This is a genomic window from Streptomyces sp. T39, from assembly GCF_008042045.1.
Classification (GTDB): domain Bacteria; phylum Actinomycetota; class Actinomycetes; order Streptomycetales; family Streptomycetaceae; genus Streptomyces.
On sequence record NZ_RDBP01000057.1, the window covers coordinates 48,981 to 75,055 of the forward strand.

Annotated in this window: 22 protein-coding genes and 1 pseudogene; 13 read left to right on the forward strand and 10 right to left on the reverse strand. The window is 75.1% G+C overall.

The features are described from left to right. Nucleotides 1–258: 258 nt before the first annotated feature. The 3 genes and pseudogenes from cobM to EAO77_RS41570 form a co-directional block, all read right to left on the reverse strand. Nucleotides 259–1,008 carry a precorrin-4 C(11)-methyltransferase gene (gene cobM, locus EAO77_RS33880; protein ID WP_147992160.1) on the reverse strand — a complete coding sequence of 250 codons (750 nt, stop codon included), beginning with the start codon at nucleotides 1,006–1,008 and terminating at the stop codon, nucleotides 259–261. After that, nucleotides 1,005–2,201 carry a precorrin-6y C5,15-methyltransferase (decarboxylating) subunit CbiE gene (gene cbiE / locus EAO77_RS33885; RefSeq protein WP_147992225.1) on the reverse strand — a complete coding sequence of 399 codons (1,197 nt, stop codon included), beginning with the start codon at nucleotides 2,199–2,201 and terminating at the stop codon, nucleotides 1,005–1,007. Before cbiE ends, cobM begins: the two co-directional genes overlap by 4 nt. A gap of 56 nt (nucleotides 2,202–2,257) precedes the next feature. Beyond that, nucleotides 2,258–2,476, reverse strand: a pseudogene (locus EAO77_RS41570) (hypothetical protein); the annotation flags it as partial. 86 nt (nucleotides 2,477–2,562) lie between these two features. Between EAO77_RS41570 and EAO77_RS33895 the strand changes: the two are divergent. From EAO77_RS33895 to EAO77_RS33905, 3 genes are read left to right on the forward strand one after another with little or no spacing between them, the layout of a single operon-like run. Next, nucleotides 2,563–3,366, forward strand: a complete 804-nt coding sequence (locus tag EAO77_RS33895; protein ID WP_147992161.1) for an alpha/beta fold hydrolase — start codon at nucleotides 2,563–2,565, stop codon at nucleotides 3,364–3,366. Next, the gene (locus EAO77_RS33900; protein WP_147992162.1) at nucleotides 3,366–4,658 is read left to right on the forward strand and encodes a PP2C family protein-serine/threonine phosphatase; all 1,293 of its coding nucleotides are present in this window, start codon (nucleotides 3,366–3,368) and stop codon (nucleotides 4,656–4,658) included. Before EAO77_RS33895 ends, EAO77_RS33900 begins: the two co-directional genes overlap by 1 nt. Continuing rightward, entirely contained in the window at nucleotides 4,655–4,996 is a 342-nt protein-coding gene (locus EAO77_RS33905) for an STAS domain-containing protein (protein WP_147992163.1), read from the forward strand. The genes EAO77_RS33900 and EAO77_RS33905 overlap by 4 nt, the downstream gene beginning before the upstream one ends. A gap of 58 nt (nucleotides 4,997–5,054) precedes the next feature. Here EAO77_RS33905 and EAO77_RS33910 read toward each other — a convergent pair whose 3' ends face one another. Then, entirely contained in the window at nucleotides 5,055–6,140 is a 1,086-nt protein-coding gene (locus tag EAO77_RS33910) for an ABC transporter permease (protein WP_147992164.1), read from the reverse strand. Between the two features lie 155 nt (nucleotides 6,141–6,295). Here EAO77_RS33910 and EAO77_RS33915 point away from each other — a divergent pair, with 155 nt between their 5' ends. From EAO77_RS33915 to EAO77_RS33925, 3 genes are all read left to right on the forward strand, one after another. Next, on the forward strand, nucleotides 6,296–6,568 hold the full coding sequence (locus EAO77_RS33915) for a DUF4190 domain-containing protein (protein ID WP_147992165.1): 273 nt from the start codon (nucleotides 6,296–6,298) through the stop codon (nucleotides 6,566–6,568). A gap of 107 nt (nucleotides 6,569–6,675) precedes the next feature. Next, nucleotides 6,676–6,987, forward strand: a complete 312-nt coding sequence (locus tag EAO77_RS33920; RefSeq protein WP_147992166.1) for a hypothetical protein — start codon at nucleotides 6,676–6,678, stop codon at nucleotides 6,985–6,987. 135 nt (nucleotides 6,988–7,122) lie between these two features. Then, nucleotides 7,123–7,932 (forward strand): alpha/beta fold hydrolase, encoded by an 810-nt coding sequence (locus EAO77_RS33925; RefSeq protein ID WP_147992167.1) that lies wholly within the window; start codon nucleotides 7,123–7,125, stop codon nucleotides 7,930–7,932. Nucleotides 7,933–7,960: 28 nt separating this feature from the next. Here EAO77_RS33925 and EAO77_RS33930 read toward each other — a convergent pair whose 3' ends face one another. Beyond that, a complete protein-coding gene (locus EAO77_RS33930; RefSeq protein WP_187283535.1) occupies nucleotides 7,961–8,581 on the reverse strand; it encodes a TMEM175 family protein in 621 nt (206 codons plus the stop codon). Nucleotides 8,582–8,830: 249 nt separating this feature from the next. Further along, nucleotides 8,831–9,697, reverse strand: a complete 867-nt coding sequence (locus tag EAO77_RS33935) for an SDR family oxidoreductase (RefSeq protein ID WP_147992168.1) — start codon at nucleotides 9,695–9,697, stop codon at nucleotides 8,831–8,833. A gap of 247 nt (nucleotides 9,698–9,944) precedes the next feature. Here EAO77_RS33935 and EAO77_RS33940 point away from each other — a divergent pair, with 247 nt between their 5' ends. The 3 genes from EAO77_RS33940 to EAO77_RS33950 all read left to right on the forward strand — a co-directional run bounded on the left by EAO77_RS33940 (nucleotide 9,945) and on the right by EAO77_RS33950 (nucleotide 13,114). Continuing rightward, on the forward strand, nucleotides 9,945–11,213 hold the full coding sequence (locus EAO77_RS33940) for a cation:proton antiporter (protein WP_147992169.1): 1,269 nt from the start codon (nucleotides 9,945–9,947) through the stop codon (nucleotides 11,211–11,213). 84 nt (nucleotides 11,214–11,297) lie between these two features. Further along, the gene (locus tag EAO77_RS33945) at nucleotides 11,298–12,107 is read left to right on the forward strand and encodes a MerR family transcriptional regulator (RefSeq protein WP_147992170.1); all 810 of its coding nucleotides are present in this window, start codon (nucleotides 11,298–11,300) and stop codon (nucleotides 12,105–12,107) included. Continuing rightward, entirely contained in the window at nucleotides 12,104–13,114 is a 1,011-nt protein-coding gene (locus tag EAO77_RS33950; RefSeq protein WP_147992171.1) for a BtrH N-terminal domain-containing protein, read from the forward strand. The genes EAO77_RS33945 and EAO77_RS33950 overlap by 4 nt, the downstream gene beginning before the upstream one ends. A 6-nt stretch (nucleotides 13,115–13,120) precedes the next feature. On the opposite strand, the gene EAO77_RS33955 is transcribed toward EAO77_RS33950, so the two are convergent. Continuing rightward, nucleotides 13,121–14,125, reverse strand: a complete 1,005-nt coding sequence (locus EAO77_RS33955) for a glycoside hydrolase family 43 protein (protein WP_261994275.1) — start codon at nucleotides 14,123–14,125, stop codon at nucleotides 13,121–13,123. Between the two features lie 430 nt (nucleotides 14,126–14,555). Between EAO77_RS33955 and EAO77_RS33960 the strand changes: the two genes are divergently transcribed. Then, nucleotides 14,556–15,098, forward strand: a complete 543-nt coding sequence (locus EAO77_RS33960; protein WP_147992173.1) for a GNAT family N-acetyltransferase — start codon at nucleotides 14,556–14,558, stop codon at nucleotides 15,096–15,098. Nucleotides 15,099–15,552: 454 nt separating this feature from the next. Beyond that, nucleotides 15,553–17,427 (forward strand): AMP-dependent synthetase/ligase, encoded by a 1,875-nt coding sequence (locus EAO77_RS33965; protein ID WP_147992174.1) that lies wholly within the window; start codon nucleotides 15,553–15,555, stop codon nucleotides 17,425–17,427. A 78-nt stretch (nucleotides 17,428–17,505) separates the two neighbouring features. Here EAO77_RS33965 and EAO77_RS33970 read toward each other — a convergent pair whose 3' ends face one another. Then, nucleotides 17,506–19,410, reverse strand: coding sequence for a hypothetical protein (locus EAO77_RS33970; RefSeq protein WP_147992175.1), 1,905 nt, complete (start codon nucleotides 19,408–19,410; stop codon nucleotides 17,506–17,508). Between the two features lie 547 nt (nucleotides 19,411–19,957). Between EAO77_RS33970 and EAO77_RS33975 the strand changes: the two genes are divergently transcribed. Together EAO77_RS33975 and EAO77_RS33980 are read left to right on the forward strand one after the other, a co-directional pair. Beyond that, a complete protein-coding gene (locus EAO77_RS33975) occupies nucleotides 19,958–21,496 on the forward strand; it encodes an SDR family oxidoreductase (protein WP_147992227.1) in 1,539 nt (512 codons plus the stop codon). Nucleotides 21,497–21,537: 41 nt separating this feature from the next. Further along, nucleotides 21,538–22,911 (forward strand): cryptochrome/photolyase family protein, encoded by a 1,374-nt coding sequence (locus tag EAO77_RS33980; RefSeq protein WP_147992176.1) that lies wholly within the window; start codon nucleotides 21,538–21,540, stop codon nucleotides 22,909–22,911. 474 nt (nucleotides 22,912–23,385) lie between these two features. Here EAO77_RS33980 and EAO77_RS33985 read toward each other — a convergent pair whose 3' ends face one another. After that, a complete protein-coding gene (locus EAO77_RS33985; RefSeq protein ID WP_147992177.1) occupies nucleotides 23,386–24,636 on the reverse strand; it encodes an NAD(P)/FAD-dependent oxidoreductase in 1,251 nt (416 codons plus the stop codon). A gap of 124 nt (nucleotides 24,637–24,760) precedes the next feature. Next, nucleotides 24,761–25,744, reverse strand: a complete 984-nt coding sequence (locus EAO77_RS33990) for a MerR family transcriptional regulator (RefSeq protein ID WP_147992178.1) — start codon at nucleotides 25,742–25,744, stop codon at nucleotides 24,761–24,763. Nucleotides 25,745–26,075: the final 331 nt, after the last annotated feature.

The window sequence follows — 26,075 nt, forward strand, 5'->3', positions numbered from 1 at the left end:
GTGGCGGGCCCGGGTCGTGGGCCGTCACGCGGGCCGGMGGCCGCGGCGCCCCCGCTGCGCGCGGGTGTCCTCAAGTGCCGGACGGGCTGGAGGATCCAGCCCGTCCGGCGCCTGAGGACTCGGCCGCAGGCCGTGCCGCGGCCKCCGGCCCGCGTGACGGCCCACGACCCGGGCCCGCCACCCGGGCCGACCGCCCCCGGGCCCGCCACCCGGGCCGACCGCCCCGGGCCCGCCCATGGGCGGGCCCCCCGGGGCGCCTCAGCACGGGTGGCGGTCGCGCTCCGGTGAGTACAGGTGGCTGTCGCGGAACTGCGTCGCCGCCAGGGTGCGGCCGACGAGGATGACCGCCGTGCGCACCACTCCCGCGGCCTTCACCTGGGACGCGATGTCCTCCAGGGTGCCGCGCAGGACCAGTTCCTCGGGGCGGCTGGCCATCGCGACGACCGCCGCGGGGCAGTCGGCGCCGTAGTGGGGGAGCAGCTCGTCCACGACACGGTCGACGTAGCGGGCGGCCAGGTGGAGCACGAGCAGCGCGCCGCTGCGCCCCAGCGTCGCGAGGTCCTCGCCCTCCGGCATGGGCGTCGCCTGCTGGGCGATCCGCGTGAGGATGACCGTCTGGCCGACCGTCGGCACGGTCAGCTCCCGCTTCAGCGCGGCCGCCGCCGCGGCGAACGCGGGGACGCCGGGGACCACGTCGTACGGCACGCCCGCCGCGTCGAGGCGGCGCATCTGCTCGGCGACGGCGCTGAAGACGGACGGGTCGCCGGAGTGCAGCCGGGCGACGTCGTGGCCCTCCTCGTGGGCGCGGACGAGTTCGGCCGTGATGGTGTCCAGGTCGAGCCGGGCGGTGTCGATCAGCCGGGCGCCGGGCGGGCACTCGGCGAGGAGTTCGGTCGGGACGAGGGAGCCCGCGTACAGGCAGACCCCGCACGACGCCAGCGTCCGCGCGCCGCGGACGGTGATGAGGTCGGCGGCTCCGGGGCCCGCACCGATGAAGTACACGGTCATGACATCTCTCCAGACTTGGTGACGGACCACTGGGTGACGGGCATCGCCTGGCGCCAGCCCGTGAAGCCGCCGACGGGGACGGCGTGCGCGACGGCGAGCCGGACCAGTTCGCCGCCGTGGGCGCGGTACCGCTCGGCGAGCAGGGCCTCGGACTCCAGGGTGACCGTGTTGGCGACGAGGCGGCCGCCCGGGGGCAGTGCGTCCCAGCAGGCGTCGAGCAGGCCGGGGGCGGTGAGGCCGCCGCCGATGAACACCGCGTCGGGGCGCGGGAGCCCGGCGAGGGCCGCGGGTGCGGCGCCGGTGACGACGCGCAGCGCCGGGACGCCGAGGGCGTCGGCGTTGCTGGCGATGCGCTCGGCGCGGACCGGGTCGCGTTCGACGGTGACGGCACGGCAGTCGCGGTGCGCGCGCATCCATTCGGCAGCGACGGACCCGGACCCGCCGCCGACGTCCCACAGGAGTTCCCCGGGGGCGGGGGCGAGCGCGGCGAGCGTCGCGGCGCGGACGTGGCGCTTGGTGAGCTGGCCGTCGTGTTCGTACGCCTCGTCGGGGAGTCCGGGGACCACGCCGAGCCGGTGCGTGTTCGGGGCGCGGCGGCAGTCCAGGGCCACGATGTTGAGCGGGTCGCCGGGCGGTTCGTCCCAGGTGGCGGCCACGCCGTCGACGAGGCGTTCGCCGTCCGCGCCGAGCTGTTCGAGCACGCGCACACGGCTGGGTCCCCAGCCGCGGTCCCGCAGCAGACCGGCCACCTCGGCGGGGGTGCCGGCTCCGGCACTGAGGACGAGGACGCGCCGGCCGTCGTGGAGCGCCGCCGCGAGCCGGGCCGCGGGGCGGCCGACGAGGGAGACGACCTCGGTGTCCTCGACGGGCCAGCCGAGCCGGGCGCAGGCGTGGGAGACGGAGGAGGGGTGCGGCAGCACCCGCAGGGCGCTTGCGCCGAGGGTCTCGGTGAGCGCGCGGCCGATGCCGTGGAACATGGGGTCGCCGCTGGCCAGGACGGCGATCCGGCGTCCGGCGTGCTCGGCGAGGATCCGGGGGACGGCGGGGCGCAGCGGGCTCGGCCAGCGCACCCGCAGGCCGGGGCAGTCGCCGGGCAGCAGGTCCAGCTGCCGGGGGCCGCCGACGAGGACCTCGGCGTCCCGGAGCGCGTCGCGGGCGGCGGGGGAGAGTCCGGGCCAGCCGTCGGCCCCGATCCCGACGACGGTGACGGCTGGTGCGCGGCGGGCGCCCGGAAGCCGGACACCTTGCGCACGTACTGCAGGGCGGCTGCGTGCATGTCCTCCTCGGTGGCCTCCTCGGGGAGCACGGGCGGCAGCTCGTCGCCGGCGACGGTCAGGAAGACGGCGTCGTGCTGACGGCAGTCCCCGCCCGACTCCGCGGTGTACGTCCCGGGGCCGAGCGCCAGCACCGGGGACACGGCGCCGACGACGTAGCTGCTCTCGCAGACCTGCTCCGTGCCGCCCTCCATGCCGGCCTCGTCCGCGATCCGCACCAGGCGGCCCCCGGCCGGTCGGCCGTGCGTCGAGGTGTGCGGGACCTGGGAGGATGGCGGGCATGGACATCCGACGCAGGAACAACGTCACGGTCACGGGCGATCCGCAGGGGCCGGTGGTGGTGCTGGCCCACGGCTTCGGCTGCGACCAGAACATGTGGCGGCTGACGGTGCCCGCCCTGGCCGAGAAGCACCGGGTGGTCCTCTTCGACTACGTCGGTGCGGGCCGCTCCGACCTCTCGGCCTTCCGGGAGGACCGTTACGCGTCGCTGGACGGTTACGCACGCGACGTGGTGGAGATCTGCGCGGAGCTGGATCTGCGCGGTGCGGTGTTCGTGGGGCATTCGGTCAGCGCGATGATCGGTGTGCTGGCCGCGGGCATGGCTCCCGAGCGGATCGGGGCGCTGGTGATGGTCGCCCCGTCACCGCGGTACATCGACGCGGACGGTTACCGGGGCGGGTTCAGCGAGCGGGACATCGACGAGCTGCTGGCCTCGCTGGAGTCCAACTACCTCGGCTGGTCGGCGGCGATGGCACCGGTGATCATGGGGAACCCGGAGCGGCCCGAGCTGGGCGAGGAGCTGCGGAACAGTTTCTGCGCCACCGATCCGGACATGGCGCGGGTGTTCGCCCGGACGACGTTCCTGTCGGACTCGCGTGACGACCTGAAGAGCGTGCAGGTGCCCACCCTGGTCCTGGAATGCACCCAGGACGCCATCGCACCCCGGGAGGTGGGCGCCTTCGTCCACCGGGCCGTCGCCGGCTCCGAACTGGTCACGCTGGAGGCGACCGGGCACTGCCCCCAGCTGTCCGCGCCCGAGGCCACCAACGAGGCGATCCTCGCCTTCCTGGCGGGGCTGCGGTGATGTGCCGCCCCGGGCCGACGCAGGAACCGGAGGGCACGGGCGGCGGCACGGCGCAGGACGCGGTGTTCGCGGCGCTGCTGGAGGACAGTGCGGAGGACCTGTACGAGAGCGCGCCCTGCGGCTACCTGTCGACGCTGATGGACGGCACCATCGCGAAGATCAACGGCAGACTGCTGGGCTGGCTCGGCCTCGAGCGGGAGGACGTGGTGGGCCGGCTGCGCTTCTCCGACCTGCTGACCGTGGGCGGCAGGCTCTACCACGAGACGCACTTCGCGCCCCTGCTGCGGATGCAGGGCGAGGTGAGCGGCATCGCGCTGGAGATCAGGCAGGCCGACGGCGGGCGGATGCCCGTGCTGGTCTCCAGCGCGGTCAAGCACGGTTCCACGGGCGAGCCGCTGCTGGTCCGCACCACCGTCTTCGACGCCCGTGAGCGCCGCGCCTACGAGGAGGAGCTCCTGCGCGGCCGGAAGGCGGCCGAGGAGGCCCGCAAGCAGGCGGAGGCCGACCGCGCCCGGCTGCAGGACGCCCTCGCGGTCCTCCAGCAGTCCCTGCTGCCCGCCACCCTGCCCCCGGTGCCGGGGATGGAGACCGCCGCGCACTACCACACCGCCTCCCCCGACCGGCTGGGCGGCGACTTCTACGACGTGTTCCCGGTCGACGACAGACGCTTCGCGTTCTTCCTCGGCGACGTGTGCGGAAAGGGGCCGCAGGCGGCGGCGGTCACCTCCCTGGCCCGCTACACGCTGCGCGCCGCGGCCCTGTACGACGCCGACCCCGTCTCCACCCTGACCGCCCTGAACACGGTGGTGCACGAGCGCTACAACAGCGGTGATCCCCGCTACTGCACCGCCGTCGTCGGCGTCCTCGAACCGGACCCCGCCACCGGGCGGGTCACGGTCCGTCTCGCCTCCGGGGGGCACCCGCCGGCCCTGGTCCTGCGCGCCGGGGGAACCGCCGACTTCCTGCCCACCCCCGGCGGTCTGCTCGTCGGCATCCTGCCCGACGCGCGCTTCACCACCGCGACGACCACCCTGGGGCCCGGCGACACCCTGCTGCTGTACACCGACGGCCTCACCGAGGCCCGCACCGGCGAGGACCGCACCCGGCTCTACGGGGACCGGGCCCTGCAGGAGTTCGCCACCGGCCACGCCGGCCGGTCCGCCGGGGCCGTCGTCGAGGCCCTGACCGGACTGCTCGCCGGGTTCGGCGACGGTCTCGACGACGACACCGCCCTGCTCGCCCTCGGTGTCCCCACCCGCCCGGCCCCCGACACGGCAGCGGAGAACGCATGACGCCCCCTCTGACGATCACCGTCGAAGACGCCGCGACCGGCCCCGTGCTGAGGGTCGACGGCGAGCTGGACTACGCCACCTCGGCCCAACTGCGCGATCTGCTGCCCACGCTCACGGTCGGGCCCGGGCAGCGCCTCGTCGTGGATCTGGCGGGCATGCACTTCTGCGACTCCAGCGGCATCGCCGCCCTGATCGCGGCCCGCAACCACGCCCAGGCGTGCGGGGCCGACATCGCGCTCGCCGCCGTCCCCGAGAACACCCTGCGCATCCTGCGGATCGTCGGCCTCGACCAGGTCTTCCGTCTCCATCCCGACGCCGGCACGGCCACCGGCTCCTGACGTGGCACGGCCCGGTCACCGGGCCGCAGCGCCGGGGACGTGCCGCGAGCCGCCGGGATCAGGCTCCGGCCGGGGCGTCCGCGGCGGGCGGCTCCGGGCGGTCGGCGGAGCGGCCGCCCGGGTGGCGGTGTCTCCACACCCAGAAGACGGCGGTCGACACCGCCGCCCAGGCGGCCAGCACGAGGAACGGGAACGCGTGCTGGGCGTCGCCGAAGTACACGGCGGTGTGCTGGGCGTTCACCGAGGCGCCGGGCGGGAGCCACTGGCCGATCCGTCCGAGCGGCGAGGGCAGCAGCGGCCAGGACACCGCTCCCCCGGACGACGGGTTGCCGAGCAGCACCATCAGGCCCCAGGTCGGGAGCATCGCCCAGCGCCCGAACAGGGTGTTGAACATGGTGAAGACCATGCCCGAGGTGAACATCGTGAAGGCGAGGATGGACCACGACTCCGCGAACGGCAGGTCCAGGGCCCCGAGCAGCCAGTCCACCACCGCCGCGATGCTGAAGCTCCCCAGCAGGGCGTAACCGGCGATGGCGGCGATCCTCTCCAGCGGGTCGAGGTCCCGGGCGTGGACGCTGAGCTGGATCGCCCCGACGAAGCCGATGATCACCGCGGCGAGCGAGATGTAGAAGATGGCGAGTCCGCGCGGGTCGCCGGGCTGGAGGGGCTTCAGGTCGTGGATCCGCAGTCCCGCCCCCGCCTCGCGGGCCGCCCGCGGAGCGGTCTGCACCAACACCTGAGCGACCGACTGTCCGGCGGCGCTCGCCACGTCGAGTCGCACGTCGTCGCCGCGGAAGGTGAGCACGGCGAAGACACGCTGATCCTCCACGTCCGCCCGTGCGGCAGCCTGGCCGCGGTAGGGCCGCAGTTCGAGCGAGGCGCCCAGCGCCTTCTCCATGGCCGCCACGAAATCGCGCGGGACTCCCGTGCCGGTGTAGTCCACGGTCGCCGCCGGGATGTGGCGTGGCGTCGGGTTGGCCATCGTGTACGTGTAGGAGCCCGCGAACAGTCCGGCGGCCGCCGCGAGGATGAGGCTCAATACCACCGCGGGCAGGAACGGGGATTCCCGGAAGGACGTGCGGCGGGAATCCGCACGGACGGACCCGCCCGGCGCCGGTCCGTCCTCGTGCTGATCAGCAGACATGACGGCACGTTATCCAGGCGCATCGCCCGCCGGGCCGACGTGGAGCCCGCAGCGTGGCGCGTGGCGCGCGCACGGGACGGAATCCTTGCCGATTGCGCCATTCCTCGCGGGGCAGACGCAGGGTGACGGACCGAAAGATGCGAGGGAGGACGGCAATGACGCACGGAATGTCCGCGACGCGGGCCGGAACGAGTGGTCTGGCCGTGGCGAGCCTGGTCTGCGGAATCATCGGACTGCTCTTCTTCAATGTGATTCTGGGGCCGCTGGCCATCATTTTCGGCGCGGTCGCCCTGCGCCAGTCCCGTGGAAGCGGAGCCGGAATGGCGAAGGCCGGGATAACGCTCGGAATCGTGGATCTCGTGATATTCACGGTACTGCTCGTGGTGGCCGCCTCCAGCGGGGGATTCAGCTGGTACATCGGCGGCTGACGGAATTCGCCGAAGGTCGTATGTCCGGAGCGCCGGCCGTGAGTGTGCGGCCGGCGCCTTCGTCGTGGACATGCGTCAGGAAAGTGTTCGAGATCGGGAGAGACGCGATGAGCACGTATGTGATCACCATTCCGGGTACCTTCCTCGCACCGCCGTCGGCGGACGTGCGGGCCGCGGTGGAACGCGAACTGCGCCCCGCCGACCCCCGGCAGACGTCGCTCGGCCGGCGGGAGGAACTGCGGATCCTGACGGTCAACGAGAACGACACCTTCACCGTGCGGCTCGAGGTCGAGGCGGCCGACAGCGACGAGGCCGAGGACACCGCGCGCAGGACGGTGGCGTCCGCGCTGACGGCGGTCGGGGTGGCCGCCGACGACGCCCCGCTCGGCCCCGCGGTGGTCACGGGCATCGAGGTGTGACCCGCGCCCGTCCCGCCACTTCGGGCGACCGCCCCGGCCCGGGCGTTCCGCCCGTCGCCCCGCTCCGCGTGGCGGGTGCCGGGGCGACGGCGGAGACTGGCCGGGGACGACGGCCGTCCGGAGAGGCTTGGGGCGATGGGCGACTACGCGGACCTTCCCGGTGTCAGGACGTGGTACGAGACCGAGGGGACCGGCGATCCGCTGGTCCTGCTGCACGGCGGCTTCTGCACCAACGACACCTGGGGCGCGCTGCGCTCCGGCCTCGCCGCCGGGTACCGTCTGCTCCTCCCCGAGCGCCGCGCCCACGGCCGCACCCCCGACGTCCCCGGGCCGCTGTCGTACCGGGACATGGCGGACGACACGGTGGACTTCCTGGAGTCCGTCGTGCGCGAACCCGCCCACCTGGTGGGCTGGAGCGACGGCGGTGTGGTCGCGCTGCTCGTCGCCGCCGCCCGCCCCGACCTGGTGCGCAAGGCCGTGGTGATCGGCGCCAACTCCCGCCCCGCTCCGGAGTGCTTCGCCGATCCCGCGATGCTCGACACGATGACGCCGGACGGTGCCGAACTCGCGTTCTTCCGAGAGATGTACACGGCCGTCTCGCCGGACGGCGCCGGACACTGGCCGGTGGTGGCCGCGAAGGTGCTCGCCATGTGGCGGACCGAGCCGGCCCTCACCGCCGGGGACCTGGCGCGCGTCACGGCGCCCGTCCTCGTCATGGCCGGCGACGACGACCTGATGACGCTGGAGCACACGGTCTCCCTGTACCGCGCGATGCCCGACGCGCAACTGGCCGTCGTCCCCGGCGCCTCCCATGTGGTGCCGCTGGAGAAGCCGGACCTGGTGCACCGGCTGATCGTGGAGCACCTCGCGCAGGACGCGGTCGAGACGATGATGCCCGTGCGGCGCGCGCGGACGGCCGAGGCGGCCCGGGACGCCTCGTCCTGACCCGTGGCCCGGCGGCGGGCCGTGGGTGTCAGGTTTCCCGCTCGGGCTGCCTGCCGCGTTCCAGGCGGCCGAGGACGATCTTCACCGGCAGCAGCGCGAGCCAGCACCACATCGCCGCGTGCGGGGCGAGGAAGGCGATCGGGACGGACGCGCCGAACACGACGACGGTCGCCCCCAGGTCCGCCGCGGTGTCGCGCCACTCCCCCACGTCCCGGATCCCGTGCCGGACTCTCAGCGTGGTGAACATGGCGAGGTGCAACAGGTCGACGAGGCAGATCGTGCCGGCGTACGCGGCCACGGCCAGCGGCTCCTGGGCGCCGTACTCGGCGAGCATGGCGGTGGGGAAGGGCACGAGGGCGATGACGCCGAGCACGGCGAGGGCCAGGAACTGCGGGATGCCGCCCGTCGTCGCGGACATCAGCAGGAGACTGCGCTGGTCGCGCCAGAAGATGGACACGATGAGGAAGCTGAGGACGTAGGCGGCCAGCTGGGGCAGGGTCTCTTGCAGAGCGTCGTGGAACTCGGCGGAGCCCAGGCCAGGGGGGACGCGGACGTCCAGGGCGAGGAGGGTCATGGCGATCGCGAAGATGCCGTCGGACAGGGTGATCAGACGGTCCGGGCGCGCTGCTCGGGAGCTTCCGGTAGTCACCCGGCCACCCTGGGGCCCGGTGCGGGGGACGGCTCGGATTGCTCCGACCGGGGGCAAGCCGCGGGGCACGCGAGCGGCGACCGGGCGGGGTGCGGGCGCGCGGGGCACAGCCGGGTGAGCGGCACGGGGTGCGGGCGCGCACAAGCCGCGCGGGGTGCGGCACGCGAGCGGCAGCCGGGTGAGCGGCACGGGGTGCGGGCACGCACAAGCCGCGCGGGCGGCCGGCCGGCCGCGTGGGGCCGGCGGCCGTCACACCGCCGGTGAGGGCAGCGTCGCAGACGGCAGCCCGGAGGCGGGCCGGACGGTCAGCGCGCGGGCGGCGGCCAGTTCCTCGCGGGATGCCTGCTCCACCATGTCGAGGTAGGCGTAGGCGTCCTCCCCGATCGGGATGCGCAGCGGGGTCGGCCCGTCGGCCGTGACGACGGCGAGCACCTGGGCGGCGAAGTCCTCCGGGCGCCCCGTGGCGGCGTCGTCCGCCATGCCGCGGACCCCGTCGAGCGTGGCGGCGGTCGAGACCGCGTACGCGGGCAGGCGGCTCGCCGACTCCGTCAGCGCCGTCCCGTAGCGGGTGGCGAAGCCGCCGGGCTCGACCACCGTGACGCGGATGCCCAGCGGGGCCACCTCGGCGGCCAGTGCCTGGCTCATGCCTTCCAGCGCGTACTTGCCCGCGACGTACGCGCTCAGTCCGGGGAACGCCATCCGGCCGGCCAGGGAGGAGACGTTGACGATGTGCCCGTGGCCCTGGGCACGCATGAGCGGCAGGACCAGGCGCACCAGCCGCCAGGGGCCGACGACCAGGGTCTCCAGCTGGTCGCGCACCTCGGCGTCGGAGACCTCCTCGGCCGCGCCGAACAGCCCGGCTCCCGCGTTGTTCACCAGGACGTCGATGCCTCCCATCCGCTCGGCCGCGGTACGGACGGCGTCCTCGCACCGGGCCGGGTCGCGCAGCTCCAGGGACACCGGGAAGACCCGGCCGGGCCGGAGGGCGGCCAGGCGGTCGAGGTCGGTGCTCCGGCGGGCGGTGACGACCACGTCGTCACCGGACCGGGCCACCGCTGCGGCCAGCGCCTTCCCCAGCCCCGAGGAACACCCTGTGATCAGCCAGCGTCGCACCATCGAATTCCCCCCACGTCGCGTGGACACACCGTCCCTGCCCGTACACCGCCCCCTGGCCCGGGTTGCTCATCGTCGGCCACCGTCCTTCGGCGGGGCCATCCCCGGTCGGGGGCGCGAAGACGCACAACGGGCGCGCGGGAGGCACACACCAAGGCGCCCGCGCGCCGCCGGTACGCGGGCGGGCCCGCGGTGCATGTCACCGGTCCGCTCGTGCATGGCAGGCGCGCGGTGGGACAGGATGGGTCGAATGACGCTTTCCGATGCCGTGTACCTGGCCGTGGGGATCGGCGCGCTCGGTGCGGCCGTGGTACCGCGGCTCGTCTTCCGGCAGCCGCTGTCGATGCCGATGGTGTTCCTCGCGGCCGGAGCCCTGGCCGCGCTGCTGCCGGTGCCGATCCCCGTCGTGGACCCCGTGCGGGACCGGCTGTGGGTGGAGCACGCGACGGAACTGTGCGTCATCGTCTCCCTCATGGGAGCGGGGCTCGCCGTCAACCGGCCGGTCGGCCTGCGGCGTTGGGCCGCTCCGTGGCGGCTGCTCGGCATCAGCATGCCCCTGACCATCGCCGCCGCGGCCGCCGCCGCGGCACTGCTGCTGGAGTGGCCTGCGGCCGCCGCCCTGCTCCTGGCGGCGATCCTGTCGCCGACGGACCCGGTGCTCGCCGCCGAGGTGCGGGTGGGCGAGCCCACCGACGCGGACGACGACGAGGACGAGGTCCGCCTCTCGCTGACGGCCGAGGCCGGCATGAACGACGGTCTGGCCTTCCCCTTCGTGCTGGCCGCCCTGGCCCTCGCCGCCGCGGCCGCCGCCGGCGACCCGCCGACGGCGTGGCTCGGCCACTGGTTCCTGGTCGACGTGCTCGCCCGGACCGCCGTCGGCGTCGTCGTCGGCCTGATCACCGGCCGGCTGCTCGGGCTGCTGTTCTTCCGGGCGCGGCCGTCCGCCCTGCGGCTCTCCGAGCACATGGAGGGCTTCGTGGCCATCGGGGCGACGTTCCTGGCCTACGGCGCGGCCGAGCTGCTGTACGGCTACGGGTTCCTCGCCGTCTTCGTCACCGCCTGCACGATCCGGGCGGCCGAGCGCAGCCACGGGTACCACAAGGTGCTCCACGAGTTCACCGAGCAGATCGAACGGCTGCTGACCGTCTTCCTGCTCTTCCTCCTCGGCGGCTACCTCGTCGAGCAGGGGCTGGCCGCACTGACCTGGCAGGGCGCCGTGGTCGGCGGCCTGCTCGTGCTGGTGGTGCGGCCCGTCGCCGGCTGGGCCGGCCTGCTCGGCACGGCCGCCGGGCCGCGCGAGCGCCTGGTCACGGCCGTGTTCGGCATCAGGGGAATCGGTTCGCTCTTCTACCTCGCGTACGCACTCGGCCACAGCGACCACTTCGGCGCGCTCGCCGGGCAGCTGTGGTCCGTCGTCGCCTTCACCGTACTGCTCTCGGTCGTCCTGCACGGGGCCGCCGCGACACCGGTGATCCGCCGGCTGGACCGTCTGCGCGGTGTCAGGGCGACACCGCCCTGACACGGCGGGCGGATCCGCCCGCGCAGCACACCGGACGGGTGCGGAGGTGGACTCTCCCCCCGTGGGAGGGTCCACCATGAGGGAGTGCACGACGACCTTCTCACCATCGGGCGCTTCGCGCGGCTGTGCCGGCTCAGCGTCAAACAGCTGCGGCACTACGACGAGACGGGGCTGCTGCGCCCGGTCCGCGTGGACGCGGGCTCCGGCTACCGCTACTACGCACCCGCCCAGGCACGGGACGCCCTGACCATCGCCCTGCTGCGCGACATGGACGTGCCGCTCGCGGTGATCGCCCGGACGCTGGCGGCGGAGCCGGGGCGCAGGGCCCTGCTCCTCGGAGCCGAGCGGGACCGGCTCGCGGAGCGGATCAGCAGGGACCGGGCGCGGCTGGAGATCCTGGAGCGGCTGGCGGCGGACGGCCTGCCCCGGTACGAGGTGACCTGCGGCCGGGAGCCGGAGCGGCATCTCGCGGTGGTGCGGGCAATCTGCTCCCCGGACGGGATCGGGAAGACGACCGGCGGATGCGTGGGGCGGCTGCTGGCCGCGCTCGGCGGGGCGGGGTGCGCGTGGGAGGCCCCGCTGTGGGGCCTGTACCCGCTGGATCTGGAGGACGGCATGGAGATCGCCGTCGGGGCGCAGGCCCCGCGGACCACTGACGGCGTGCCCGGTCTGGAGTGGCGGACGCTGCCCGGCGGGCCCGTCGCCGAGACCGTGCACACCGGGCCCTACGCCCAGCTGCCGCTGGCGTACACCGCGCTCTTCTCCGCCGTGCACGAACGCGGACTGCGCCCGCGGGCCCCCGTACGCGAGGCGTATCTCGTGGGACCCGACCAGGCGCCGCCGGAACGGCTGCTGACCCGGCTGGTCGTCCCCGTCGAGGAGGTCACGGCATGACGACGGTGCGAGGGGTCGACACCCGCGGATCGGCGCACTGCGAGACGACCGCGCTGGGCGTACTGCTGCGCCAGGAGGGACTCGACCTGTCCGAGCCCATGCTCTTCGGTCTCGGGTCCGGTCTGTCGTTCGTCTACTGGGACGCAAAGAACATGGACTTCCCCTTCCTCGGAGGGCGGGTGAAGCCGTTCGAGCTCACGCGGAACCTGGCCGCCGCGCTCGGGCTCGAGCTCGATGTGAGGGAGACCTCCTCGCCCCGCCGGGCGTGGGAGAACGTGGCCGGCCCGCTCGACGCCGGCCGGCCCGTCGGGCTCCAGCTCGACAGCCACCACCTGGAGTACTTCACCTCGAAGGTGCGTTTCGGCGGCCATGTCGTCGCCATGTACGGCTACGACGACCGCACGGCGTACCTGGTGGACACGGCGCAGCAGGGCGGTGCGGTGACCACCGGTCTGGAGAGCCTCGCCGAGGCCAGAGCGGCACGCGGCCCCATGACGGCCAGGCACCGTTCGTTCACCCTGTCCGTGCCGCGGGACGCACCGTCCCCGCGAAGCCGGATCGTGCCCGCCGTCACCGCCTGTGCCGACGCCTTCCTCCACCCGCCCATCGCCAATCTCGGCCACCGGGGCATCGAGAAGGCGGGCAGGCTGGTGCGCACCTGGCACCGGCGCACCGACGACCCCCGCCGGGACCTGCGCCGTGCCGCCCTCCTGATGGAGAAGGGCGGCACGGGCGGGGCCCTGTTCCGCAACCTCTACCGCGACTTCCTCGCCGAGAGCGCCGAGGTGCTCGACAGCCGCCGCCTGCGCACCGGCCTCGCGCTGTACACGGAGGCGGCCGGCCTGTGGACGCGGACCGCGTCCCTGATCGACGAGGCGGGCGAGACGGGCGACGAGCGGTGCCTCGTGCGGGCGGGCACCGTACTCGGCGACCTCGCGCGCCTGGAGCGTGAGGCCATGGAGGAGCTGAGCCGCCTGGGCGACGAGGTGCCGGGCGGCTCCCGCTGACGCGGGCTACTCGAAGAACTTCAGGCTCCAGCCCGTGTCGTTGTCGGGGCCGGGGACGTTCGCGCGGCTGTAGGTGGTGTTCCCCCACCAGGTGAACGTGCCGGTGTACCAGTAGCGGTTCTCCCAGGCGTACGGGGTGCCCTTGGGGACCGCGTGGAACATCGAGGGGAACGTGGGCCCGGCGGGCGGACTCGTGGCGATGTCCCCGTCGAGCAGGACGAAGGTGTGGTGGCCGGGGCCGTTCACGTGCAGCGTCGGGTCCCAGCCGCGCATCATGGTGGCGCGGTTGGAGCCGAACAGGCAGCCGTTGGACTTGTACCAGTCCCAGACGTGGGTCGGGTCGCCGCCCGCCCGCAGGCGCAGATCGGCGAGGCAGTACTGATCGCTCCAGCTCCCGTTGGCCGAGTACACGAGGTGCAGTTGCCCGTTCGGGTCCTTGATCGGTTCGGGGCCCTCGTTGATGAACGGGTTGCCGACCACCCGCTCCCAGCTCTCCCGCGGCTGCGAGATGATGTACCGGGCGCCGGTCGGGGTCGTCGGACCGTTCATGCGCGCGATGTAGAGGTTCTGCTCCACGTTCGTGTCGCCGGCCCACCCGGACCAGACGAACCAGCGCTGTCCGTTGAAGGTGAACAGCGTGCCGTCGATGGCCCACTTGTCGTCCGGGAGGGCGAGCTTCGACTCGGCGGTGTAGCCGCTGTCCGGGGCGCCGGAGCTGATCACGTACATCCGGTGGGCCGCTCCGCGCCCGGCCGCGAAGTAGATGTAGTACCGGCCGCCGTCACGGACGATCTCGGGAGCCCACACCTCCCCCAGACCCCGGGTGTCCGACCAGACCTGGCGGGCGGGTGCCGAGGCCAGGCCGGCGGTCGACGGGGCCTGGCGCACGGCGATGCCACCGCCGGTCGACTGGACCGAGATGTAGGTGCCGCCGACGCGCAGCACGCTGGGATCGGCCGCTCTCAGGGCGGTCTGGTCCGCCACCACCGGCTCGGCGGAGGACAGGGACATGACGACGGCGAGGGCGCCGGCGAGGGCGAGGACGGCGGTACGGACGAGGGTGCGGGTCGGTTTCACGGGCCGCTCCATGGTTGGCCTCCGCCCGCGGACGGGCGGGGGTCGCCGCGCGGAGGGATGCCGTCCGCGCCGCGTCGGTGGTGGGGGGAAGAGGGGATTTACATCGATGGAATCGCGTCACAGCATCCTGACGCGTACCCGTCATGTCAACGCCTCCGGCGAGCGGGGCGCCCGACGGCCCGGCGGTGCGCCCGGAACGTGAGGGAGGACGCGACGCGAGGGATGGCGGGACGCCGCAGAGGGAAGACGGAGCGCGCGTGGCAGGGTGAAGTGGCCCCCGGCAGGGAGGGGGCCGCGCGACGGACCGCCTCGGGGCCCCGGATATCCTGCCTCGTCCTGAATACACCGGAAGAGGACCTCGACCATGAGCGGCACCGCCTCGCCCTTCCCCGAGCACATGCAACTCACCGGGGAGGGCCTCGTCCTGCGCGACTGGACGGAGGACGACCTCGCCGCGATGCCCGCGCTCTTCGACCACCCGGACATCGCGTACTGGACACCGATCGTCTCGCCCTTCGACGCGGAGGCATCCCGCGCCCGTCTGGTGCGGGCCCGCCGGCTGCGGGCGGACGGCACGGCGGTACTCCTGGCGATCACCGTCGACGGCGGCGCCCCGCTCGGCGAGGTGATGCTCCGACGCGCCCCCGAGGGCACCGAACTCGGCTACGCCGTCGGCCCGGAGTACCGCGGCCGGGGGCTCGCGGTGCGGGCGGTGCGCGTCATGGCGGCCTACGCCTTCGGACAACTCGGCGCCGAGCAGGTGATCCTGGAGTTGGAGGCCGAGAACGAGGCGAGCGTCGCCGTCGCCGCCAAGGCGGGCTTCACCCTTCTCGACGTCCCGCTCATCACCGGCATGGAGAAGGGGCGCCCCTTCGCCCTGCAGACCTGGGGCCTCGCCCGCCCCTGAGCCGCCCGGCCCGCCCGGGGTCCCCCTCGCCTGCGCGAGGGCGCGGGACCAGCACGCCATGAACCGCTCCCGAGTGCCGTGGACGCCGCCGCGGAGGTGGGGCGGCGGAGGCGGGGACAGGAACGCACCCTGCCGCCCCTGCCGCCCGACCCGATCTTCTCACCCTTGCGACCTGCGAGAACACGCCTGATGACCCGGAAGGGCATGTTGGCCGCTTTCCGCGCCCCACGCCCCCTTTCGGGCGGAACGTTCCTTGCTCGGCGCACCATTGCCCGTCGTGTCGTGCGCACTGGCCGCCGGCGCGCGGAACTGGCCGGAACCCGACTGCGGGCCGCGTCGACCGGACGGGCGCGAGCGGGTGAACAGATCACACCTTGGGCCTGGTTGGCGCGATCTCTTCCGTTACCGGCCCTGTTGCGTGCAGAATCCGGACTCGGTGTGAAGGGGAGGTCACATGGAGGTACGCGGCCTGCCGCACGGTTCCCGCCCCCTGCGGGCGGGGGGCCTGGCCGATTCCGTCCACGAGACGGCCGACCGCGATCCCTCGCTGGCGCAGCTCTCGCGCCGTGACCCCGCGCACCGGGACGCATGGGAACCGGTGACCGCCGCGGAGTTCCGCGACCAGGTGATGGCCGTGGCGAAGGGGCTGCTGGCCGACGGGATCCGCTTCGGCGACCGGGTGGCGCTGATGTCGCGCACCCGCTACGAGTGGACGGTCCTGGCCTACGCCCTGTGGCACGTCGGAGCCGAGGTCGTGCCCGTCTACCCCACGTCCTCCTCCGAGCAGGTGCGCTGGATCCTCCAGGACGCGCAGGTGTGCGCCGTCGTGGTGGAGCACGAGCACCACGCCATGACGGTGGCGGCGGCCGGCGGCACGGCGGGCACGCTCAAGGCCCTGTGGCAGATGGACCGTGACTGCCTGTCCGTTCTCGCCGCCGACGGCACGGGGGTGCCCGACGAGGAGGTGCACCGGCATCGTGCCGCCGTGCAGCCGCGGCAGGTCGCCGTCGTGTGCTACACCTCCGGGACGACCGGCACGCCCAAGGGCTGCCTCGTCACCCACGCCAATCTCGCCGCAGAGGCCGACACCCTGCTCGACGGGTGGGGCGCGCTGGTCGCCGAACCGGGCGCAGCGCCGTCGATCCTCAACTTCCTTCCCGTCGCGCACGTCTACGGGCTGATGGTGGTCGTCTGCTGTCTCCGCGGCGGGATCCGGCTCGGGCTCCAGCCCGACCTCGGCCCGCAGCAACTGCTGCCGGCCCTGGCGTCGTTCCGGCCGACGTTCGTCTTCGCGGTGCCGTACGTCTTCGAGAAGATCTTCCACACCGCGCGCCGGACCGCGGAGGAGGCGGGCAGGGCCCATGTCTTCGACAGGGCCGCCGATGTGGCGATGCGTTACGCGGAGGCGGAGGAACGCCTCTCCCGCGACTCCGGCCGCGGCCCGAGTCCGGCGCTGCGGGCACGGCACGCCGTGTACGACCGGCTCGTCTACCGCAGACTGCGGGCGGTGCTCGGCGGTCAGGTGCGCAACGCGGTCTCCGGCGCGTCCACGCTCCGCCGTGAGCTGGGCCTGTTCTACGCGGGCGCCGGGATCACCGTGTACGACGGATACGGTCTGACGGAGACCTCCGGCGCGGTCACCGCGCAGCCCCCGGGCGCGGTCCGGTTCGGGACGGTGGGACGGCCGATGCCGGGCAGCGAGATCCACATCGCGGACGACGGCGAGGTGTGGGTCCGGGGCGAGACCGTCTTCGCGGGATACCTCGGCAACCGGGAGGCGACGAGCGCGGTGCTGCGGGGCGGCTGGTTCGCCACCGGCGACCTCGGACTGCTCGACGACGAGGGGTACCTGGTGATCACGGGCCGCAAGAAGGACGTGATCATCACCAGCGGCGGCAAGAGCGTGTCGCCGATGGTCCTGGAGGACCAGCTGCGCCACCATCCGCTGATCTCCCAGTGCCTGGTCGTGGGCGACGACCGGCCCTACATCGCCGCACTGATCACCCTGGACCCCGAGGCGCTCGACCACTGGCGGCGCCTGCGGGGCAAGGGTGCGTCGGACATCGCGGCGATGGCCGGCGACGAGGATCTGCGGGCCCAGATCCAGCGGGCGGTCTCCCGTGCGAACACCCGGGTGTCGCGGGCGGAGTCGATCCGCGCCTTCCGGATCCTGCCCCGCGAGTTCACGCCGGACAGCGGGCTGGTGACGCCGAGTCTGAAGCTGCGCCGCCAGGAGATCGCGCGGGTCCACGCGGCGGACATCGACGCGATGTACCCCCGGCGCGACGACGACCTGCTCCCCGGTACGGGCCGGCGCCGCGGGCGCTGACCCGGGGGCTGACCAGGGGGGACGCTGACCCGGCGGGGCAGGTCGGCCCGGCGCGCCCCGGCCCCGCCGGGCCGCGGCTCACTCCGTGGCGGCGGCTCCCCCGGGCGGGGAGAAGCGGGATCCGTCGGCGTGGAAGGCCGTCACCTCCACGGGTGTGTCCTCCGCGGCCCTGACCGCCGCCGTCGTCCCCTCGGCCGTGGTGCCGGCGCCGCCGCCGAGCGTGATGCGGGCGGTGGCGCGGCTGCCCGCGGCGACGACCCACCAGGTGCCGTCCGGCGCACGCCATCTGGTCCCGGCTACCACGTGCCGGCCGAATCGGCTGCACGCGGCGGTGTCGCGGCGTCCGGCCGCCGCGGTCCCGGGAGAGCCGGGGCCCGTGCCGGGGGGCTGGAACCACACGGTCACGTGTCCGGCGCCCGCCCAGGTGTCCGCACGGGTGCAGACCCAGGTCGCGGTGCCGGCCCCTGCCGGCAGCCGCTGCCGGGCGTAGGCCCAGTCGTTGACCGCCCGTACGCCCTGCCCGCGCAGCCCGCCGAGGCTGCACGCGGTGCGCGCCCAGGCCGCGAGGCCGGAGGGGCCGGTCGCCTCCCTCGGCTGGCGCGCGGGCGCGCCCGAGCCGGGGTCCGGTGTGTGGGTGAGGTGGGCGGGGGTCAGTTCCCCGAGATCGGTGACGAGGAAGGAATGCTGTTCGACGATCCGGGCGGACGAACGCAGGCTGAGCGCGGGCCAGGCGGCGCAGGCGCCGCCCGCCCCGGGGGTGGCGAGGCGCGGGGTGAGGCCGCCGGGTGCGGCGAGCCGGCGCGTGGGCTCCGTGGGGCGAAGGAGGTCCCGGGTGCCGGCCTCGGCGATCCAGGGGGCGAGAAGGTACCGGGTGCCGTCCGGGGTCCTGCTGACCACGACAGCGGCGGCGGTGGTCACGTCGGCGCGATCGGTGCGCGCCAGGTCGAGCACGGCGTGGCCGTCCCCGCGCAGCGGTTCCGCGTACCGGGCGACGCGGAGCCCGTCGTGCAGCAGGACGACCGCCGCGCCGTCCACGTCACCGGCGAACAGCAGGGACGGGGGTGCGGCCGGCGGTTCGCTCCCCGTGCCGGCGGACGGGGTGATCCTCACGGCGGAGGCGTCGCCCGCCCAGGCCCGCAGCGCGCGGCGGAGCAGGGCGCGGTCCTCGCGCCGCTCGCCCCGCGCGGGCCACACGGAGAAGTCGACGCGGGCGGTGTCGGCCCATCGCTCCGCCGGCGCCTCCCGGAGGCCGGCCGGGTCCAGTGCGGCAGCGGCGGCGGCCGCTCCCGGCGGACCGTTCACCCCCGCGCGCTCCGTGCCGCCGCCGTACGCGCCCGTGACCAGCACCGCCGCGACGGCCAGCACGGTGGCGGCCGACGCCGTGGCGACCCGGCGGCGCAGCCGGCGGCGGAGGAGGTCGGTCGGGTGGAGCAGCACATGGCCGGGGTCGAACTCGGCGGTCCGCAGGACCGTCCCGGCCGTGCCGTCCAGGGCGTCCCGCACGGTGTGCGCGGCGCGCAGCGCCCCGGCCGGATCCGCCACGCCGGCGCCGGCCAGGGCGGCGGTGATCTGCTGGTCCGGCAGCCGGTCGACCACCGAGAGGGCGAGCGCGGCCCGGGCGGGGGCGGCCAGCCCGGCCAGTGCCTGCGCGGCGCTCAGCCCGTCCGCGCCGCCGACGCTCGGGGAGAGCCGCAGGCCGAGGACGAGGGGCAGTGCGGCATGCGGCCGGCGGTGTTCGGCACGCAGGGCCGCGCCGAGGACGCGGGCGCGGAGGGCGGCGTATCCGCCGCCGTCCCCGGATCCGCCGCGGGGCAGGGAGCGCTGGACGACCCGGTGCGCGGTGAGCACCCGCGCGTGGACGCCCGTCCGGGGCGGCAGGACCAGGTAGGCGATGCGGACGAGCCGTCCGTAGTGCTCGACGAGTACGGTCTCGGCCGGCTGACCGGATCCGGCGGTCGGCGGCGGTTCGGGCTGAATCGGCATGTGTCCTCGGCTCGTTGCTCGCTGTGCGGGCGGTTCCCGGCTGCCCCTGTCAACGAACGATCACGGACGGCGTCACTCCAACAGGTGGCGTTCCACACGCGCTGCCGACCCGCTTGTCAGGTGTTCGGATCGGGGTCGCCCGGACCTCGGGGCCGGGGCCCGACGGGCGCGTGCGGCACGCGGCGGCATCGTCCGAGGCATGAACGCGCTCCCTGCGGTCACCCTTCACGGGGCGCGGTGCGGCGGTGCCCGGCGCCGTGGGCCGACGGCGGTGCGACCGCGGTGTCCGGCGGGCCGTGGGCCGACGGGGTGCGCGGAAGACCCGGGGCGCATCCGCCGCGGGCCCGCCGGGCGAAGCCGCTGTGCACGTCGTTGAATCGTCGAGGCGGCGGAGGTCACGACACGGGAGGCACGGGTGAGCACCAACGGCACGGGCGGTACGGACGGCACGGTCGGGACGGACGGCACGGTCGGTGGGGCCGGTGCGCCTGGGGCGGCCGGCGCCGCCGCCGAGGCGGGTGCGGGCGGCGCGGACGGGAAGGCCCCGCTGCACTGTCTGGTCACCGGCGCCAGCGGCTACATCGGCGGACGGCTCGTACCGGAACTCCTCGGTGCCGGCCACCGGGTACGCTGCCTGGCCCGGACGCCCGCCAAACTCCGCGACCACCCCTGGGCGCCGGACGCCGAAGTCGTCCAGGGCGACGTCACCGACGCCGGTTCGGTCGCCGACGCGATGCGCGGCATCGACGTGGCGTACTACCTCGTGCACGCCCTCGGCACCGGCTCCCGCTTCGAGGAGACCGACCGCCGGGCCGCGCGGATCTTCGCGGAGGAGGCGCAGGCGGCGGGTGTGCGGCGGATCGTCTATCTCGGCGGCCTGACGCCGCCCGGCGTGCCCGAACGGGACCTGTCCCCGCATCTGCGCTCCCGGGCGGAGGTCGGACGGATCCTGCTGGACGGGCCGGTGCCGGCCGCGGTGCTGCGGGCCGCCGTGATCATCGGTTCGGGCTCCGCGTCCTTCGAGATGCTGCGGTACCTCACCGAGCGGCTTCCCGTGATGGTCACCCCGAGCTGGGTGCACACCCGCATCCAGCCGATCGGCGTCCGGGACGTGCTGCGCTACCTGGTGGGCTGCGCCCGGCTGCCCGACGGCGTCAACCGCGCGTTCGACATCGGCGGTCCGGACATCGTCACCTACCGCGACATGATGAGCCGCTACGCGGCGGTCGCGGGGCTGCGCCACCGGCTCATCGTGCCCGTCCCCGTGCTGACGCCCCGGCTGTCCAGCCACTGGGTGGGCATCGTGACGCCCGTCCCCGCGTCGATCGCCCGGCCGCTGACGGAGTCGCTGCGTCACGAGGTGGTCTGCCACGAGCACGACATCGCCCGCTACGTCCCCGACGGCCCCGGCCGGCCGCTGCCGTTCGACGAGGCCATGGCCCTGGCGCTGCGGCGGGTCCGGGACGCCGACGTCGCCACCCGGTGGTCGTCGGCGTCCGTCCCCGGCGCACCGAGCGACCCGCTGCCCACCGATCCCCAGTGGGCGGGGGGCAGCCTGTACGAGGACGAACGCCGGCTCACCGTGGAGGCGCCGCGGGAGTCCCTGTGGCGGGTCATCGAGGGCATCGGCGGGGACAACGGCTGGTACTCCTTCCCTCTCGCCTGGGCCGTACGCGGCTGGCTGGACCGTTTCGTGGGCGGGGTCGGCCTGCGCCGCGGGCGCCGGGACGCCCAGCACCTGCGGGCCGGCGACTCGCTCGACTTCTGGCGCGTCGAGGAGATCGAGAGCGGCCACCTGCTGCGGCTGCGCGCCGAGATGCGGCTGCCGGGGCTGGCCTGGCTGGAGATGTACGCGGAGACGGACGACGACGGCCGCACCCGCTACCGCCAGCGCGCGCTCTTCCATCCCCGCGGCCTGTTCGGACACGCGTACTGGTGGAGCGTGTCGCCCTTCCACGCCATCGTGTTCGGCGGCATGGCCCGCAACATCGCGCAGGCCGCGGCGAAGGGCATGAGCGCTCATGCGGGTGATGTGCCGGCGGGCCGCATCCGGGAGACGTCCGGCGGGGGAAGCGTCGAGCGGTAGCCCGGCGCACCGGGACGCACACACAGCACCAGGAGTGGCGTATGACCGTCGCGGTCGTCCTGTTCACCTCGGACCTGCGGTTGCACGACCACCCGCCGCTGCGGGCTGCGCAGCAGGCGGCGGACGAGGTGGTGCCGCTGTTCGTCCTGGATCCGGCGATCGGGGCGGCCGGGTTCGACGCGCCCAACCGGCGGGCGTTCCTGGCCGACTGCCTCGCCGATCTGGACGCCGGGCTGCGTGAGCGCGGCGGGCGGCTCGTCGTCCGCTCGGGGCCGGTGGTCCGGGAGGTCGCCGCGGTCGTCGCCGCGTGCGGGGCGCACGAGGTGCACATGGCCGCGGGGGTGAGCGGCTTCGCGCACCGGCGCGAGGAGGCGCTGCGGGCCGAGCTGGACGGCCGGGGGGTGGCCCTGCACGCGCACGACACCGTGATCACGGCCGTCGCTCCCGGGTCGGTCACCCCCGCCGGGTCGGACCACTACGCGGTCTTCACGCCCTACTTCCGGCGCTGGTCCCAGGAGCGGCTGCGGACGGCGGGCGCGGCCCCGCGCACGGTGCGGGTGCCTGCCGGGGTGCGCGGGGAGCGGCTGCCGGCCCGCAGCGGTGTCGGGGGCGTCTCGCCGGGCCTGCCGAAGGGCGGGGAGACGGCGGGCAGGCACCGGTTTCTGACCTGGAAGCGGTCGGGGCTGGACGCGTACGAGGACCGGCACGACGACCTCGCGGGCGACGACACGTCCCGGCTCTCCCCATACCTGCACTTCGGCGCCCTCTCCCCCGTCGAGCTGGTGGAGCGGGCCCGCGCGCACGGCGGCCCGGGAGCGGAGGCGTTCGTGCGGCAGCTGTGCTGGCGGGACTTCCACCACCAGGTGCTCGCCGCCCGGCCGTCCGCCGCGGCCGAGGACTACCGCACCCGTCACGACCGGTGGCGCCGGACGGACGAGGCGCGGGAGGAGATCGACGCGTGGCGGGAGGGCCGCACGGGATACCCGGTGGTGGACGCGGCGATGCGTCAGCTGCGTCACGAGGGGTGGATGCACAACCGGGCCCGGCTGCTGGTGGGGAGCTTCCTCACGAAGACGCTCTACGTGGACTGGCGGGTGGGCGCCTCGCACTTCCTGGATCTGCTGGTGGACGGGGACCTCGTCAACAACCAGCTCAACTGGCAGTGGGTCGCCGGGACGGGGACCGACACCCGTCCGCACCGGGTGCTCAACCCGGTGGTCCAGGGCAGGCGTTTCGATCCACGGGGTGCCTACGTGCGGCGCTGGGTGCCGGAACTGCGGGGTGTCGACGACCGTTTCGTGCACGAGCCGTGGCTGATGTCGGCGGGCGAACGGGCGGCGGTCGACTACCCGGATCCGCTGGTCGACCTCGGGGACGCGCTGGCGCGCTTCCGGCACGCCAGGGGCCGCGACTGACCGCGTGCCCCCGCCGGGCCCGGGCGCCGGCAGCCGGGAGGCCGCGCGCATCCGCACCGCCTCCCGGCTCCGAAGAAGGAGGGGAGCGCACCACGCGCCGGGCCGTTCGGACCTTCCGGATCCCGGGCCCGTGCCGCGGTGCGCGGCCGCTGGACCAGGGGAGGGTCCCGGCGACGCTCTGCGCGGTGCCGGTCCGGCCGCACGCCCTGCGTGGTGTCGGCCCCGGCCGGTGCTCGCCGAGCACGTCACCGCCCCCACGTGCGGGTCCGGGAGGTGGACCCGGCCCGTACGGACGCACCGCGCAGTCGCCGGGTACGCGCGGCACCGCCTCCCCCGCCGGACGGCTGGTGGCGCCCACGACGACCGGCCGGTCGTCGGACGGCCCGGCGGGACGCACGACGCCGGGCGGCCCGGGACGTGCCGCCCGCCTCCGGCCCGGGCCCGCACCGGATGCGCGGCGGGCGGGAGCGCTGGTCAGCGCCCCGCGGCGCCGGCCAGCACCTCGCGCGCGGCGCGGGTGCCGGACGCGAGCGCGCCCTGCACCGATCCGGTGGCACGGTGGTCCCCGCAGACGTGGCGTCCGGGCGCGACACGGGTGGTGCGGCTCAGCGGCCACGGCGGCGGCATCGCGGGCAGTGCCCCGCCGACGGTGTAGGTGGCGACCGGCAGCCAGCTGCGGGTGTCGGTGGCGTACAGGTCGGCGAGCCGGCGGCGGACCGCCTGCTCGGCGCCGGGCGCGTCGCCGCCGAGCACCGAGGTCGACACCAGGGAGGTGCCGGGCGGGGCGTAGCCGGGAACGGCCCGGGTGAGGACGCAGGTGTTGAGCACGGCGAGGGTGCTGTCCACCATCAGGGTCGGCTCGTCGAGGGGCGGCCGTTCGGCGGCGTGGTAGTAGGTGGTGACGGTGCGGGTGGCGGGCACGTCGAGCCCGGGGAGGAGGCGCGCCGCGGTGGCGGGGTCGGTCGCGACGACGACGGTCGCGGCGGGCTGTTCGCGTCCGTCGGCGAGGAGGACGCCGGCCTCGGTGACGGCGTCGACCGGGGTGTCCAGGCGCAGCACGCCCGCGGGCAGCCGGTCGGCGAGCTGGGCGGGCACCGCGCCGATCCCCTCGGCCGGCAGGCAGAGGGTGCCGCGGGCCATGCTCCGCCAGACCAGGTGGAAGAAGCGTGCGGAGGTCGTCAGCTCGGATTCCAGGAACACCCCGGCGAGGAAGGGGCGCAGCAGGTCGTCGACCGCCCGAGGGGACAGGCCGGCGCGGGTGAGCGCTTCGTGCGTGGTCCGGTCGGCGGCACGGGTGAGCAGGCGCGCCGGGGGGAACGTGTCGCGCGCGGTGAGGGCCGCGAGGGCGGCCAGGTCACGGGCGGAGAGGGCGCGTCCGGGCAGCAGGCCGGCGGCTTCCCGGGGCCGCCGGGTCGGGTCGGTGAGCCGCACGGCGCCGGCGGGGGTGTGCGCCACGACGCCGGGTGTGAGGGGGCGCAGGCGCAGCCCGCGCAGGGACACGCGTCGTTTCACCTGGGGGTAGGCGGTGTTGAACACCTGGAATCCGCGGTCGAGGAGGAAGCCGTCCTTGCGGTCGGTGCGCATGCGGCCGCCGACGCCGTCGGACGCCTCCAGCAGGTGGACGCGGTGCCCCGCCCGGCAGAGGTCGAGCGCGCAGGCGAGCCCTGCCAGGCCCGCGCCGACGACGACGGTGTCGGGGGCAGGGGAGTGTCGAGGGGGCGTCATCGGTGTCCTTCCCGAGGAGCGCCGCCCGGCGGTGCGCCGGGCAGCGGGCGGGCCCAGCGGATCACGCCGTGGCCTCCGCGGCCGGCAGCCACCACGGGGCGGGCCCGGATCGGGTGACGCCGTGTCAGCCGTGGACGCGGGCCTCCACGGCGTCCACGGCCTCCGCGAGGCCCGGTGGTCTGAGCGTGCCGCCCACCGGTTTGCCCGCCCAGCCCGGCCCGAGGGTCATGACCGCGGCCTGTCTGCGGGAGCCGCGGACGCCCCAGCGCATGCCGGCCACATGCTGGGCGAGCGGCTGGCTCGCGGTGGTCCGCGACTGGGCCCACAGGCCGACGACCGCGGGGCCGGTGCGCCGGACCGCCTCGATCAGCGCCTCGACGGGCAGGGCGGCGCCGAACATCCGCACCGCGATCCGGCGCTGCGCGAGGGCGGCACTGAGCGCCTCCAGCGGCAGGGTGTGGTTCTCGCCGGGCACGCAGGCGAGGAGCACCAGGCCGCCCGGACGGCCGTTCGCGACCGGCGGCGCGGCGCGGCGGAGCGCGCAGGCGATGTGCCACGACAGGAAGTGCTCGACCTCCACGTAGCGCTCGCCGGAGGACTCCCACTTGCGGCCGACGGCCTGCAGCGTGGGCATCAGGATCTCGTGCCAGGCGTCGACGAGGCCGTAGGTCTCGACGGCGGTGTTCAGCAGCTCGTCCAGTGCCGCGGCGTCGAGCCGCAGGGCGGCGCGGGCCAGTCCACGGCACTCCTGGCGGGCGTCGCCGAGCCGCATCCCGGCATGGGCGCGGCCGGACGCGGCGGCCGGACGCCCGGGCGGGTCGCCGGGCTCCGGCTGTCGGGGCGGGGCGGAGGGCCGCGTGCGGTCCTGGGCGAGCCGCGCCGCCTCGGCGGGCGGCACACCGGTGGCGGTGAGGGCGCACATCCGCTCCAGCAGCGCGACGTCCGCCGGGGTCCACCTGCGGTGCCTGCCCCCGACGCGTCCGGCCGGACCCAGGCCGTAGCGCCGGTCCCAGGAGCGCACGGTCGTCGGTGCCACGCCCAGGCGCCGGGCGACCTCGCCGGTCGTCAGACCGGCCTCCTGCTGTCCGTCGCCGGTTTCGCCGTCCATGCGACGACTGTACCGGCTGTCCGACGCACAATCGATGCGTGTCGCGGTGCGTCGTTGTGCCGCCGGAATCGAGGGCGCACTCCGCCCCCGCGCGGGGTGCCCCTCCGTCACGGCGGCGGATGCGGCCCGGGCGGGGACGCCGGCCGGGCCGGAGGAACACCGTCACGCGGGCCCCTCGGGTCGAGAACGCCGCCGTGCCCGCCCGGCCGGTCCGGATCACCGTCGCGCGGACGCCCCGCCCCGTACCGTCAGGACCCGTCCCAGCCGGGCCGCCCCGGCTCGCGTCCTCCTCCCCCACGGCCCTGCGCCCCACCGTCCGCGCCGCTCCCCT

What these genes read in the sequence shown, in the direction of transcription:
- EAO77_RS33955 (WP_261994275.1), bottom strand. Translation starts at nt 14,125, where the DNA reads ATGTCCCTGTCCTCCGCCGAGCCGGTGGTGGCGGACCAGACCGCCCTG.
- EAO77_RS33990 (WP_147992178.1), bottom strand. Translation starts at nt 25,744, where the DNA reads ATGGACGGCGAAACCGGCGACGGACAGCAGGAGGCCGGTCTGACGACC.
- EAO77_RS33925 (WP_147992167.1), top strand. Translation starts at nt 7,123, where the DNA reads ATGGGCGACTACGCGGACCTTCCCGGTGTCAGGACGTGGTACGAGACC.
- EAO77_RS33985 (WP_147992177.1), bottom strand. Translation starts at nt 24,636, where the DNA reads ATGACGCCCCCTCGACACTCCCCTGCCCCCGACACCGTCGTCGTCGGC.
- EAO77_RS33920 (WP_147992166.1), top strand. Translation starts at nt 6,676, where the DNA reads ATGAGCACGTATGTGATCACCATTCCGGGTACCTTCCTCGCACCGCCG.
- EAO77_RS33965 (WP_147992174.1), top strand. Translation starts at nt 15,553, where the DNA reads ATGGAGGTACGCGGCCTGCCGCACGGTTCCCGCCCCCTGCGGGCGGGG.
- EAO77_RS33915 (WP_147992165.1), top strand. Translation starts at nt 6,296, where the DNA reads ATGACGCACGGAATGTCCGCGACGCGGGCCGGAACGAGTGGTCTGGCC.
- EAO77_RS33895 (WP_147992161.1), top strand. Translation starts at nt 2,563, where the DNA reads ATGGACATCCGACGCAGGAACAACGTCACGGTCACGGGCGATCCGCAG.
- EAO77_RS33900 (WP_147992162.1), top strand. Translation starts at nt 3,366, where the DNA reads ATGTGCCGCCCCGGGCCGACGCAGGAACCGGAGGGCACGGGCGGCGGC.
- EAO77_RS33910 (WP_147992164.1), bottom strand. Translation starts at nt 6,140, where the DNA reads ATGTCTGCTGATCAGCACGAGGACGGACCGGCGCCGGGCGGGTCCGTC.
- EAO77_RS33935 (WP_147992168.1), bottom strand. Translation starts at nt 9,697, where the DNA reads ATGGTGCGACGCTGGCTGATCACAGGGTGTTCCTCGGGGCTGGGGAAG.
- EAO77_RS33950 (WP_147992171.1), top strand. Translation starts at nt 12,104, where the DNA reads ATGACGACGGTGCGAGGGGTCGACACCCGCGGATCGGCGCACTGCGAG.
- EAO77_RS33960 (WP_147992173.1), top strand. Translation starts at nt 14,556, where the DNA reads ATGAGCGGCACCGCCTCGCCCTTCCCCGAGCACATGCAACTCACCGGG.
- EAO77_RS33980 (WP_147992176.1), top strand. Translation starts at nt 21,538, where the DNA reads ATGACCGTCGCGGTCGTCCTGTTCACCTCGGACCTGCGGTTGCACGAC.
- cobM (WP_147992160.1), bottom strand. Translation starts at nt 1,008, where the DNA reads ATGACCGTGTACTTCATCGGTGCGGGCCCCGGAGCCGCCGACCTCATC.
- EAO77_RS33905 (WP_147992163.1), top strand. Translation starts at nt 4,655, where the DNA reads ATGACGCCCCCTCTGACGATCACCGTCGAAGACGCCGCGACCGGCCCC.
- EAO77_RS33970 (WP_147992175.1), bottom strand. Translation starts at nt 19,410, where the DNA reads ATGCCGATTCAGCCCGAACCGCCGCCGACCGCCGGATCCGGTCAGCCG.
- EAO77_RS33940 (WP_147992169.1), top strand. Translation starts at nt 9,945, where the DNA reads ATGACGCTTTCCGATGCCGTGTACCTGGCCGTGGGGATCGGCGCGCTC.